The following is a 12,200-nucleotide window of genomic DNA, read 5'->3' as shown; positions in this document are numbered from 1 at the left end:
AAAACGGGCCTCGCGGGGCCCGTTTTTTATTGGCGGCTACACCTTGTTGCGTAACCCCAGCTCATCCGGGTAAGGCGTGAGATAACGCTGGGTGTGAAGGTAATCCACCGGTTCCCTTCGTTGCGCCATACGCAGCAGCGTCATGGGAACCACCAACGGGACCTCTCCACGGTGGTAGGCGTCAATCTGTTCCATCAGCACCTTACGGTCCTCGTCCGCCATTGAATCCCGCAGGTACCCCATCAGGTGTTGCATGGCATTCACATGGGAGCCGCGGCTGACTTTCTGGCTCATGGCTTCCATGAAACTATAAATGTACCGATCGGCGAGATCCGGCAGTGGTCCGGATTTCAGGTCCCCCAGCATCGGGCCAAGCTGGCGGTAGATGCGTTCCGAATGGGCCAGCAACTGAAACTTGTGGCGGGTATGGAACTCGATCAGTGCCTGGGGTGAGAGCTTGTCGCCCGCCACGTTCTGCATCCAGTCGTCGTAGGCGAACACCCGCTCGATGAAGTTCTCCCGCAGCATGTCATCGTTCAGTCGGCCCTCTTCCTCAACGGGCATCAGCGGAAAGGCCTTGATCAGAGCCTCGGCAAACATGCCGCGCCCATCACGATGCACCACCCGGCCTTCCTCGTTATGGATCTTGATACGCTCCATGCCGCAGCTGGGGGATTTGGCCATCAGGATGTAACCACGAAGATGGGCCAGTGATGGCAGCACCTCATCAATGAACGACTGCATGGCGTCGGTGTGGTCAGCGGTGCCTTTGGTTTCTATCAGTCGCAGTCCCTCCGGGTATTCCCGAAGGTGAATGGCTGGGCGTGGCACGCCCAGGCCGGCTTCCAGCTCCGGACAGATGGAGCGGAACTCAAAATGCTTCGAAAGTACCTGGGTGCAATAACGGGAATGCTTGTGGCCGCCATCGTGGCGAACCTCTTTGCCCAGCAGACAGGTGCTGATCCCAACTGGTATGCCGCTCACGTGTTGCCTCCCGGTAGTGAATCGTCACAGGAAATACGTGATTGCAGTGTAAATCGATCAGAGGGCGCGGTGGAAATGTATTTCTACTCATGACCGGGGCGACGGCGCTTCTTGGCTGTCAGCGCCAGGGTGGTTGCGTAGATGTCGTGGACATCCCGGGCAAACTGTTCCACGGAAAAGTCCCCGGCAAAAGCGAGTGCCTGTTCCGCCAGTTCCTGCCTCAGCTCATCGTCCTCCAGCAGGCGCTTCGCCTGTGCGCACCACTGATCCTGTCTCTCCGGGGTTTTGAAGCCGTTGAATCCATCGCGGACCACGTCTTCAATGCCGCTGGAACGCACCGCGACAACCGGCAGGCCGGCCGCCATAGCCTCCAGGATCACCATGCCCTGGGTCTCGGATTTGGAGGCAAACAGAAATGCATCCCCGAGCCGATACCAGGTCGCCATGTCCTCCGGCGGCACGGCGCCCACCAGAGTGACGTATTGTTCCAGGCCAAGGTCCCGGATTTTCGTCTGCAAACGGTCCCGCTGATGGCCATCCCCGATCATCAGGAAATGGAACGGCACGTCCGTCTGCTGCCGTAGTGAATCCATCGCTTCGATCATGAAGTCGATGTTCTTCTCGTTGGAGAGCCGGGACACGCTGACAAAGACCTTTTCTTCCCCCAGCCCCAGGGACTGCCGCAGTTTCTCGATCTCCTCCGGGCTTACCTGTTGAAACCGCTGGTATTCGATGCCGGTCGGCTGCACAAACGTCGGCGTCTTTACCCCGATCATCCGCAGGTATTCTTCCGTGGAGTAGGTGGGAACGATGACCCCGTCGCACTTGTTGGCAAATCGCTTGATCAGCGCATGGGAAATCAGGTTGCGGAACAGCATGCCGGGCAGGGGCACAAAATGGGCGTAATGCTCCAGCCGCGTATGGTAGGTATAGATGGCCGGCACCCTCAGCCGCCGCGCCATGAACAGCCCCAGGGATCCCAGCCAGAACGGGTGGTGCAGGTGGATAATATCCGGACGGAAAGACCGCACCCGCTTGCGGATGCGGGCCAGGAAAATATTCGCCAGCCGGAATTCCCGCTTCTGGCCCATGGCGAGTAATGAGGGCACCCGCAGTACCTGTTCTTCCGCCTCGGGCTGATCCTTGTAGCTGGGGGCTACCACCAGCAGCTTGTCGCCCAGGTGCTCCAGGCCGCGCCGCAGCCGCTCGATAGAGAGCGGAACGCCACCAATAAAGGGCAGGTAGTTGTTGGTGAACATCGCCACTTTCAGCGATTTCTCTTGCCAGGGCGTCGGGTCCAGATCGTAATCCGGGTAGTAATCCTTACCGACAAAGATGGCGGCATAGAGCTTGATGGCAATGGCCGCAAAAAGCGTGACGATAAGGATGAAGTTGAGGTAGCCGGTGTAAAGCAGCGAGTAGATAAAAAACCAGAGACCCTCCAGGCGCTCGAGGACGGGGTGCTGGCCCACTTCCAGGCGCTGGAGGGAGTGGCTGACTTCGCCGGTCGGGCTCACGTCTACCCGCACGAAATGGTAGAAACTGGTGTCGTTATTCAGAACCAGTCCACCGGCACCACCGGTGGTGATAAACCGGGTATCTCCCACCAGACGGTCCGAATACAGGGAAAGGTTGGCGGAGAACACAAGGTCGATGTTGTGTTCCTCTATCGTGCGCAGCAGCGCCTCCCGAAATTCATCCGGGGCCAGGTAGTCGTCCCGCTCGTCGAACGGCGCATCGACGTCCGGCTCTACTGGCGGGTGGCCGACAAACAGGATCCTGGTGGCGGACGTGTCCTGGCTCAGCAGGTCGTTCAGCCAGCGCATCTGCCATTGCCAGGAGGTTTTCCCGGTGCTGTCCAGAAAAATCAGCCGGCTGTTGCCTGCCAGGATGCTGTAGAAGTGCGGTCCGAAGTGGTCGTAGAACCGGAAACTGCCAAACTCCTCATACTCATGGGCGCCAAAGGTGAGCAGGTAGGGGATAGTGAGATGGTTGAGGGAACCGTACAGGGCGCGATACTTGTCCTCGCCGCCACCGCTGACAGCATTGCCCGCCGACACCATGAAGTCGATACCCGAGCGGTTGAGCTCCGGAATGATCCGGTCTTCGAAGATGCCGATAGAGTTGTTGATGTTACCAACCACAGCGAAGCTGAAGGGGGCGCCCTCCCGGACGTCCCGGTGAATCCGTTCCACCTGTTCGGTATGTATGCCGTCAAAGTCTTCCAGGAACAGGTTCAGGTAGGCCTTATAGCCAACCAGCAGGAGCACGATCGCCAGGCAAAGGTAAAACAGCCACTTCAACGGGTTTCGGAAAATCATCCGGATGTCCTGCGGTTCTTGATCAGCTCCCTCTGGAGAACCACCAGGCCGATCAGCATGCCCAGATAGATGGTCAGCAGGCGCCAGCTCACAATCACCAGAATCAGATGGTTACCAGACAGAATATCCCGGAAGAAGCTGCCAAAGACACCCTCGGAGATGCCGGATGCACCCGGGGTTGGCGCGAAATACATGATAAACGTGGTCACCACCAGCAGCCCCAGGGAAATCAGGTAGTCCACATCATAGCCCAGTCCATGGATAAGCAGGGCAGGGAAGCTGAACAGACTGAGAAGGAAGATCGCGGTGAACAGAACCGACAGGCCGATAAACAGGGGGCGACCGCCGAGGTAGTCACGGAAACTGCGTGAAAACCTGAGCATTTCCCGTCTTGCCTTGAATTGCCAGCGCCGGTGGCGGGCGTCACTGATCAGATGGAAGTGATGGAGTCTCTTCAGAAAACGGCTGAGCGGCCGGATCAGCCAATGGGTACGGAGCAAAAGAACGGTGAAGAAGCCCAGGTAGATGAGCACGAAAATGGCCAGCGCCATACCCACGTCACCGGCCAGGGTATCGCCATCAAGGGCATCCAGAGTGACCAGGAAAACCGGTGTCAGGGAGAATATGAAAAACACCGCCAGAACCGTGCGGATGGTGGTGGCAGCAGTGGCCCGCCCGACGGGCACGCCATGGTGATGCAGGTACCAGATCTGTGCGAAGCCGCCGCCCGTAGCCATGGGCGTGACATTGGAAAAGAACAGGTTGAGGAACACCAGGCGGAACATTGTCCCCAGGGGCATCTGATGTCCAAGTGCCTTCAGGGTGAAGTACAACCGCAAGCCGTCGGACAGAAAATAGATGAACAGCAATCCAGCGACAGCGACCAGCATCTGCGCGGATAACAGGTCGGAATCGAAACTGAAGCTGCGCTCGGCAAACAGATCGTAAACGACATACAGGCCGATAGCCGTCAGCGCGATAAATGCCAGACTGAAGGCCGTCAGTCTTCGCCAGGAGGAGCGTTTCGAGTAGCTGATATCGGTTGCGTCGGTCATCGGGCGCCTGCTGGATGCGTGGCCTAGGAAGCCAGCGCCTGTTGGATCAGGGCTTTCTGGTGCTCGGCAAAGTCATGGATCAGAGACTGTGCCTTGTCAGCATCCCTTGCCAGAACCGCCTGTGGCAGTTGGGTGAAAAACTCACTGGTCTGTGCCAGGCCCTGACGGTACCGTTCCGCGCTCAGGTAGTAGGCACGGCTCACCGCCGGCTTGAAATTGGAGAGCGCTTCGGTGAGGTAGGGGTTCCGAGCCACTTCACAGCAGACTTCCATCACGTCGAAACTGGCTTCCACCACCGCCGTAATGTCGACCGATGGTTTTTTCATCTGCTCAATCACCGCCCCGACCACATCCAGCATCCGTGGCTTGTCATCCTCCTGCCACCGTTCACACACCTTGGCTGCCAGCATTAACAACAGGTGCATGTACACGTCATACAGCTCGGACGCATGGGCCGCATCCAGCCGCGTTGCTGAAGCCCCCTTGCGTGGTGTGATGTCCACCAGGTGCCAGCGCTCCAGAGTATAAAGCGCCTCCTTCACCGAGGCACGGCTGACCTTCAGGTCTGTGGCGGTGGTGGCTTCATGAATCCGTTCACCGGGCCGGATCTGGCCAGTCATGATGCGTTCGGCGAGATAGTTGGCTATTTGCTCGGCAAGGGTATTGGGAACCTGAAAATCCATAAGGGCTCTCTGAACGGAACGTAAAAGCCAAGTCTATCACAGCCTTACAGCTTCCGGCCGACTACGTCGCCATGCCGATTCTCTCTCAGCAAGTGGTCCAGCATCGGGTCCCGGCCGGCTTCCCGGCCACGGCGACCCAGGAACCTAAGGCGAATGTGGGGCGGGATGCCCACATCTTCGTAGATCTCTCCATCAGAGGCCCGGTAGATCTCGTTTGACAGGGTCAGTTCCCAGCCGTTGGGCAGTTGGCGTTCCAGAGTGTCTGAAAGGATGCCCTGGGTGGGCTCGCCTATCAGCGTCACGCGGGGATGTTGCAGTAACGCAAGCACGAAAATTTCAGCGGCGCTGGCGGTGAGCTCGCTGGTCAGCACGAACAGGTTCCCACGATAAGTCCCGGCGGTGGCGGGCGATACATGGATCGCCTGCCGGCCGGTGTAACCATTGCCCTGCCGGGCGGACTTGGTGAAAGCCAGGCGTTTCCGGTCCATCAGGTAGGAGGCGAAGCAGAGCGCCACGCCGTCGTAGCCGCCACCGTTACCCCGTACATCCACCACCAGATTGGGCAGGTGGCCCACCTCTGCCATCACCTGTTGCATCAGGGCGTGGATGGCGGCCAGGTCGTCCGCCGGATAACCGATCCTGCCGCTTTGGCCCGCCATGGCCTGGATGTTGAGGTAACCGGTGTCGTCGCTCAGGCGGCCCCACTCAACCAGGCGATTGCCGCCCTGGTGGACGCGGCCACCCAGATAGTCGTTGTGAATCACCTCGCGCAGCCACGCACGCAGCCCGCCCAGGTAGCTGTCGATATCCTCGGTGGTGTCGGCCGCCTCCAGTTCGTCGTCCAGGCGCTTGAAGATAGCGGGCAGGGGGGCGGAGTTGTACTGTCCCCAGGACGAGTACAGGTGGACGTGGCCGTCCCGCAGCAGGTGAAGCATGGCCACCAGGGTGGCGTAAAGTACCTCCGGGTGACAGCCCGGTGTGATCCTGGGGCGGAAATCCCGATACGCCTGATGCCAGTCCACGCCCTTGAGGTCGAACAGAGCGTATTGCTCCGCAAAAGTGTGCCAGAACACCTCGAAGTTGTACTCCGGATCTTCCGGGTTCCGGCCGCGGGTATCGGCCACGGTTGCCGGCAGGGCCTTGAGGCGGCGAAAACCGATGCGGGTTACCCCTGTTGCCCGGTGGGCGCTGAAGGCCTGTCCGCCGGGTGATACCGTCAGGGTATCGTAACGCTCGCTCAACTCATCGAGCGACCCGGAGAACAGCGGCAGGCAACTGATCGCGGTTTCCTCGAAAAAGGTGAATTGGTCTTCCTCGATCAGCAGCACCTTGCCATAGCCCAGGGATCGCCAAACACCTTGCAGGTGACCGAAATCGGTTGCAGACGGGGACCTCTTGGTTCGGCGGGCGAATTTCATGGCAAGGGTCCAGAATGCAGGAGGCTGAAAACGTCGTCGACTATCAACAGAGGATAGCTTAGTCCTCGAACAATCGCTGGCGGTCATCCTGCGGGGTCGTGCCGATCCCTGATTGGAAGCCTGCCCTGAACGCTTTATCATCGGGTTCAGTCACCGCCTTAAGGGCGACCTGTTTAATATATGAATCCTGAACCCATAAAAGGGAGCACCCCATGCCCAAGCACTTCGAACAAGCCCCAGGCCTGCACGAAGCACCCGTGCCCGAAACCGAAGGCTACGTGTTCAACCAGACCATGATGCGCATCAAAGACCCCGAGCGCTCCATGGACTTCTACACCCGGGTAATGGGCATGCGCCTGGTCCGGAAGCTCGATTTCCCGGAAATGAAATTTACCCTGTATTTCCTGGCCTACCTGGACGACCGCCAGGCCAACACCGTGCCCACGGACGACGCCCACAGAACCACCTTTATCTTCGGCCGTGAAGCCATGCTTGAGCTGACCCATAACTGGGGCACAGAAGATGAAGAAGGCTTTGGCTACCACAACGGCAACGACGAGCCCCAGGGCTTTGGCCACATCGGTATCGCGGTGCCGGATGTCTACGCTGCCTGCGACCGTTTTGAACAGCTTGGTGTGGAGTTTGTGAAGAGGCCAGACGATGGCAAAATGAAAGGCCTGGCGTTTATCGCGGATCCGGACGGCTACTGGATCGAAATCCTGCAGCCAAACATGCTGGAGAAGCAGCGCAAGGACAACTGATCAGTCAGCGCTGGCAGTGCCGGGAGCCTTCCCGGCGCTGCTCCTGGAAGCCACGATCACCGCTGTAGTGAGAATCAGCGCCCCCGCGATACCGATCACCCCGAGTACCTCCCCGAGAATCACCCACGCCAACAGCGCCACAAACAGCGGCTCCAGGGTCACGATGATGCTGGACAGGGTCGCCGGTGTGGTTTTCATGCCGGAAAAGAAACAGACGTAGCCGATGCAGGTTGGCACCACGCCGATGTAGGCGACCATCAGCCAGTGCCTGAGCTCGAGAGTCGTCAGCCCGCTAAAACCGCCGGTTAGCGCCACCACGGGCAACAGGATCAACGCAGCGGTCAGGAAACAGATAAAGGCCGTGGTGAACACCGGTGTGCCGGCGGAATTATAGCGGCTGGTCAGGGTAAATCCCGTATACACCACCGCAGCGAGCAAGGCCATCAGGATGCCGGCCAGGCGCAGTTGGCCGGTGGTGTCCATATCGCTGATCACCAGCATGCCGGTACCCATGATCGCCGCGATCAGTGCCAGCACCGTCACCAGCCCCGGGCGCTCGCCCAGCAGTGGTGCCGCCATAATGGCCACCAGCACCGGTGGCAGGCAGAGGGCAATCAGCGTAGCAATACCGGCGCCGGTCAGGTCAACGGCCAGCAGGTAACTGCCCTGATAGAACGCCTGGAATAACCCCAGCGCCGCCAGGGGAATCAGGGCCTTCAGGGTCAGGTCTCGGAGGGAAACAGCCGATGCCGTGCCCGCCAGTTCCCGCTGTTCACGGCGCATCAAAGCATAGAAAAACGGCAGCGCGACCACCAAACGCAGGAATCCCAGGGTAATGGCCTGCAACTCCGTTCCGTTAAACAGGAATTTCGCCACAATGCCGGTCGTCGCCCATAACAGGGCGGCCAGGGCGATCAGAATTGCGCCATGAATCATTGGGTCACCACCGCGCTCTCTACCACATTCTCTCCCATACGCCGTTGTCAGCAGGGCGAGAGGTTAACAGTGCGTTGGCGGGTGTGCCAGTAGATCAGGTTTCAGTATCGGTCGTGTCGTTGAGTTCCTTTAAACGATGTCCCACGTCTACAATCGCTTCTATGGCAGGCTTCAGTTCCTGACCAAGCGCGGAGAGACGATATTCCACGCTGGGTGGTGATGTCGGCTCCACGCGTCGTTCCACCACCCCATCCGCTTCCAGTCTCTTCAGGCGGGCGGTCAACATCTTCGCCGAAATGCCGGGGATGTCGGCTTTCAGTTCGGTAAATCGCCGTGGGCGTTGGCTCAAATACCAGATGATATTGGGCGTCCATGCACCTCCGATAATGGACAGGCACTCGGTGAGGGGACACCTCTCGGGAGGCGCCTCAACACGATTTTTCCGGCGTGGAAGCACGTAAAGAACTCCTTGGCTGAGGTAATGGTTCTACCCAGTGATGACTGGTTACCAGGAGGTAACCGCTAAATGCAGTATACATTATAAACTACGTATACTTTGGTAACTCTACTGTCTAGACTCGATTTCGGAGGTCGGAAGACCAAAAGCAAGTATCTGACAGGAGGTTTTTATGTACACGCTTTACTACATGCCCGGCGCATGCTCACGGGCCATTCATGCTCTGTTAAACGAACTGGATGCGCCTGTAGAACTCGTGGACCGCAACCAGACGGACCAGTTTGATCACATCAATCCCATGGGCCAGGTCCCGGTTCTGGTTGACGGCGACCTGGTACTTCGCGAGGGCGTGGCCATCATTCTGTATCTGCTGGAAAAGCACAACAGCGCCATGCTGCCCACCCAGCAACCGGCACGAGCGCGATTCCTGCAACAGCTGCTGTTTGCCAATGCCACCCTGCATCCGGCCTATGGTCGCCTGTTCTTCATTTCCCAGGCGATCACCGATGAAGCCGCGCAGAAAGCAGCGTATGAGAAAGCCGGCGCAATGATCTCCAACCTCTGGGCAACGGTGGAGCAGCACCTGGAAACTAACCGCTTCATGTGCGGAGAAACCCCGACCGTTGTCGATACGATGCTGACGGTCTACGCCAACTGGGGTGCACTATTCCCGGTAGATATCCAGTTGGGTCCGAATGTTCAGGCGCTCATTGAGCAGGTCAAAGCCCACCCCGCCTTTGCGCGCGCTGTCCAGATGGAGGAAGCGTAGCAAAGGGGGTTAACAAAAGGGGTCTCGGCCCCTTTGGGCTAAGGACGAAACTGTCAGCGGGATGTTGGCACACAGGGGGAATACCATGAGCTTCGTAAAAGACCTTTCAATATCGGCGATCAATGCCGGCTTCGTAACCGTTCTCGTGGGCTTCACCAGTTCGGCCGTGATCGTTTTCCAGGGAGCGCAGGCCCTGGGTGCTACCCCTGAAGAAATTGGATCATGGATGTTGGCGTTGGGCATTGGGATGGGGGCGACCGGGATTGGTTTGTCGCTGTACTACAAGATGCCCATTGCCACTGCCTGGTCCACGTCTGGCGCAGCCATGCTGATTACCGGTGCAGCGGGCATATCCATGAGCGAAGCGATCGGGGCTTTTATTATTTCAGGTGCCCTCATCACGCTCTGCGGATTTACCGGCTGGTTTGAGCGCGTCATGAACCGCATACCCATGTCTATTGCGGCGGGTATGTTGGCAGGCATTCTGTTGCAGTTTGGGCTGGATGCGTTTGCGTCCCTGAACACCGAGTTCACCATGGTCTTGTCGATGCTGGGTTCCTATCTCGTGGCACGGCGAATGATCCCTCGCTATGCGATCCTGGTGCCGCTATTGTTGGGTGCCTCTATCGCCGGCATACAGGGGACGTTAAATTTCACAGAGGTAGACCTGGCACTGGCGACACCGGTGTTCGTGGCGCCGACGTTTTCATGGCAGGCAGTCATCGGGGTTGCGTTACCGCTGTTCGCGGTGACCATGGCTTCACAGAATGTGCCAGGCTTAACCGTGCTAAAAGCTTCGGGGTACAACGCACCGATTTCACCGTTGGTCGGATGGACCGGCGCTACCACAACGGTACTTGCCCCCTTTGGGTGCTACGCTCTCAACCTTGCCACGATTACCGCCGCAATATGCGTGGGCAAAGAGGCACACGAAGACCCATCCAGGCGTTACGTTGCAGGTGTAGCGGCGGGTGTTTTTTACACGGTGGTGGGTCTTTTCGGTGCGACGGTCGGCGCACTTTTTTCCGCTTTTCCCAATGAGTTCATCCTGGCCATTGCCGGCCTTGCCCTGATTGGTACGATCGGGAATGGACTGGCCACAGCGCTTAAGGAAGAGACGGATAGAGAACCTGCGCTCATTACCTTCCTGGTTACCGCTTCGGGCGTCACGCTGTTTGGTGTGGGGGCGGCGTTCTGGGGCATGGTTGCCGGGATGCTGTCTATGTTTATCCTGCAGTACCGTCCTAAAGCGGTCGAATCCACAGACAGTGCATAGAGGTTCAAATTTGTAAGCTGGCTTGCCAGCGGGGTTTTCCCGCTGGCAATTATTCTGTTACTCGTTTTACTTAACAGTAAGGCTGTCAGCGTTCTTCTCGACGGTGACTTCACCAATGCCTTTGACGTTAACCAGATCATCGGCCGTCTGGAAAGGGCCGTTGGCTTCGCGGTAGGCGACGATGGCTTCTGCCTTGCTCTGGCCAATGCCGTTGAGGCTTGCCAGGGTTTCGATGTCTGCCGTGTTGATGTTGATTGCCGTGGGTTCGGCGTGGGCGAAGCCTGTGAACAGGCTGAACAGCAGTACCAGTGTGGCAATCATCGGGGTGCGTTTCATGGATTTGAACTCCTGAGTCTGAATACTATCGTTATGGTTAGGTGCCAGAACGCAGCCAGCAGAGAAGTTCGCTTGGTGGATGATTGTTGCAGGTGAGCAAAAACTGGAAGGTATAATAAGTGCACGGAACAGGACCACATTCCATGTGGCCCCCAATCCGTGTCTGACCCCCGCCTGATCCTTCAGGCTGCACACTTCCTGTGTGCTTCATCCCTGGTGGTCGTCCCTGTATGCCCGTCTCCCTGGGCAACTCCTGATCCGTGGAGTTATCATCCCTGTACCAACTTCCCTGCTGGCTTGTCATCCCTGACAGTTGTCATTCTACAGGGGATGGGGTTTGTACAAACCGGAGATTCGCTCCCGCTCCTGTGCGATATTTCTTACAGATTTGTAAGCTCATGGAGTGGGCTGAAAATGAACCGGAATTCAGTATTTACGCGCCTTCCGGGGCAATTTTTTGCCCGCCCCGATGGGCCTCCGCAGCCTCCCGGATTCGCTCCATGGTGATCTCCCGCACGGCCCTTTGGGAGATGCGGATGTGGCTGGTCAGTTTGTCGGCTGCGTCGGTTGCTTCTCCGGCTCGAAGTGCGGCCAGAATTTCTGAGTGTTCTACATAAGTGGCATCCACCCGATCTTCCCGGGTGAAATCCAGGCGGCGGATAATTCGCAATCGATCGGTAATTTCCCGATGTATGCGGGTCATCTCTCTGTTGCCAGCAGCGGCAACCAGATCGCAATGGAAACTTTCGTCCAGTGCCCTGACTGTGCTTCCGACGGCCCTCTCAGAAGGATGATCCGGATTCCAGATAGCCGTTAGAGTCCGCAAGGCTTGTGGCGGCTCGTCCAAAGCACAGATTTTATGCATGGCCGCTCGTTCCAACGTAATTCTCAGGTCGTATAGTTCCTCAACTTGCTGGAAGTCAAACGGCTTGACCTGCCACCCACTGCGAAACAGGACCTCGACGTAGCCTTCCCGCTGCAATCGATACAGTGCTTCACGTACGGGCGTTCGGCTGGCACTCAGTCTGGTTCCTACATCGCCTTCGCTGAATTTGTCTCCGGGGATCAATCGAAACTCAAAGATGTCATCCTTCAGGGCTTCGTAGACGCGGTCGGCCATGCTTTCTTTGCGTTTAACCGCTGGTTTTCGAGTCATAGCGTTGCTCTTTACGTGACTTTTGTACTGGGAGTTTGGGGGGGGGGG

General features: G+C 57.9%; 12 protein-coding genes. 3 read left to right on the top strand and 9 right to left on the bottom strand.

Features of this window, described 5'->3' with window-relative positions:
- Positions 1–36: 36 nt before the first annotated feature.
- From ACJO3M_RS16410 to ACJO3M_RS16390, 5 genes are all read right to left on the bottom strand, one after another.
- A complete protein-coding gene (locus ACJO3M_RS16410) occupies positions 37–984 on the bottom strand; it encodes a YbgA family protein (protein ID WP_407002463.1) in 948 nt (315 codons plus the stop codon).
- An 83-nt stretch (positions 985–1,067) separates the two neighbouring features.
- Positions 1,068–3,305: a glycosyltransferase gene (locus ACJO3M_RS16405; protein WP_407002462.1), complete on the bottom strand. Its 2,238-nt coding sequence runs from the start codon at positions 3,303–3,305 to the stop codon at positions 1,068–1,070.
- Positions 3,302–4,360, bottom strand: coding sequence for a lysylphosphatidylglycerol synthase transmembrane domain-containing protein (locus ACJO3M_RS16400; RefSeq protein WP_407002461.1), 1,059 nt, complete (start codon positions 4,358–4,360; stop codon positions 3,302–3,304). Before ACJO3M_RS16400 ends, ACJO3M_RS16405 begins: the two co-directional genes overlap by 4 nt.
- 23 nt (positions 4,361–4,383) lie before the next feature.
- Complete coding sequence (locus ACJO3M_RS16395; protein WP_407002460.1) at positions 4,384–5,043, bottom strand: GntR family transcriptional regulator; 660 nt, start codon at positions 5,041–5,043, stop codon at positions 4,384–4,386.
- 44 nt (positions 5,044–5,087) lie between these two features.
- Positions 5,088–6,461, bottom strand: a complete 1,374-nt coding sequence (locus tag ACJO3M_RS16390) for a S41 family peptidase (RefSeq protein ID WP_407002459.1) — start codon at positions 6,459–6,461, stop codon at positions 5,088–5,090.
- A 212-nt stretch (positions 6,462–6,673) separates the two neighbouring features.
- On the opposite strand from ACJO3M_RS16390, the gene gloA reads away from it, so the two are divergent.
- Positions 6,674–7,222 carry a lactoylglutathione lyase gene (gene gloA, locus ACJO3M_RS16385; protein ID WP_407002458.1) on the top strand — a complete coding sequence of 183 codons (549 nt, stop codon included), beginning with the start codon at positions 6,674–6,676 and terminating at the stop codon, positions 7,220–7,222.
- Here the strand turns inward: gloA and ACJO3M_RS16380 are convergent, their stop codons facing one another.
- Both ACJO3M_RS16380 and ACJO3M_RS16375 read right to left on the bottom strand, forming a co-directional pair.
- Positions 7,223–8,158, bottom strand: a complete 936-nt coding sequence (locus ACJO3M_RS16380) for a DMT family transporter (RefSeq protein ID WP_407002457.1) — start codon at positions 8,156–8,158, stop codon at positions 7,223–7,225.
- 94 nt (positions 8,159–8,252) lie between these two features.
- Entirely contained in the window at positions 8,253–8,615 is a 363-nt protein-coding gene (locus tag ACJO3M_RS16375; RefSeq protein WP_407002456.1) for a winged helix-turn-helix transcriptional regulator, read from the bottom strand.
- Between the two features lie 172 nt (positions 8,616–8,787).
- Here ACJO3M_RS16375 and ACJO3M_RS16370 point away from each other — a divergent pair, with 172 nt between their 5' ends.
- Positions 8,788–9,384 carry a glutathione S-transferase family protein gene (locus ACJO3M_RS16370; RefSeq protein WP_407002455.1) on the top strand — a complete coding sequence of 199 codons (597 nt, stop codon included), beginning with the start codon at positions 8,788–8,790 and terminating at the stop codon, positions 9,382–9,384.
- 85 nt (positions 9,385–9,469) lie between these two features.
- Complete coding sequence (locus ACJO3M_RS16365) at positions 9,470–10,660, top strand: benzoate/H(+) symporter BenE family transporter (RefSeq protein WP_407002454.1); 1,191 nt, start codon at positions 9,470–9,472, stop codon at positions 10,658–10,660.
- Positions 10,661–10,726: 66 nt separating this feature from the next.
- Here the strand turns inward: ACJO3M_RS16365 and ACJO3M_RS16360 are convergent, their stop codons facing one another.
- Together ACJO3M_RS16360 and ACJO3M_RS16355 are read right to left on the bottom strand one after the other, a co-directional pair.
- Positions 10,727–10,996 (bottom strand): ComEA family DNA-binding protein, encoded by a 270-nt coding sequence (locus tag ACJO3M_RS16360; protein ID WP_407002453.1) that lies wholly within the window; start codon positions 10,994–10,996, stop codon positions 10,727–10,729.
- Positions 10,997–11,429: 433 nt separating this feature from the next.
- Positions 11,430–12,152, bottom strand: a complete 723-nt coding sequence (locus tag ACJO3M_RS16355; protein WP_407002452.1) for a GntR family transcriptional regulator — start codon at positions 12,150–12,152, stop codon at positions 11,430–11,432.
- Positions 12,153–12,200: the final 48 nt, after the last annotated feature.

Origin of the sequence: Marinobacter alkalisoli, from assembly GCF_045449795.1 — a bacterium.
In the GTDB taxonomy this organism is placed as follows: Bacteria; Pseudomonadota; Gammaproteobacteria; order Pseudomonadales; family Oleiphilaceae; genus Marinobacter.
The sequence above is the reverse complement of the archived record's forward strand: the minus strand, read 5'-3'. Positions and strand labels throughout refer to the sequence as shown.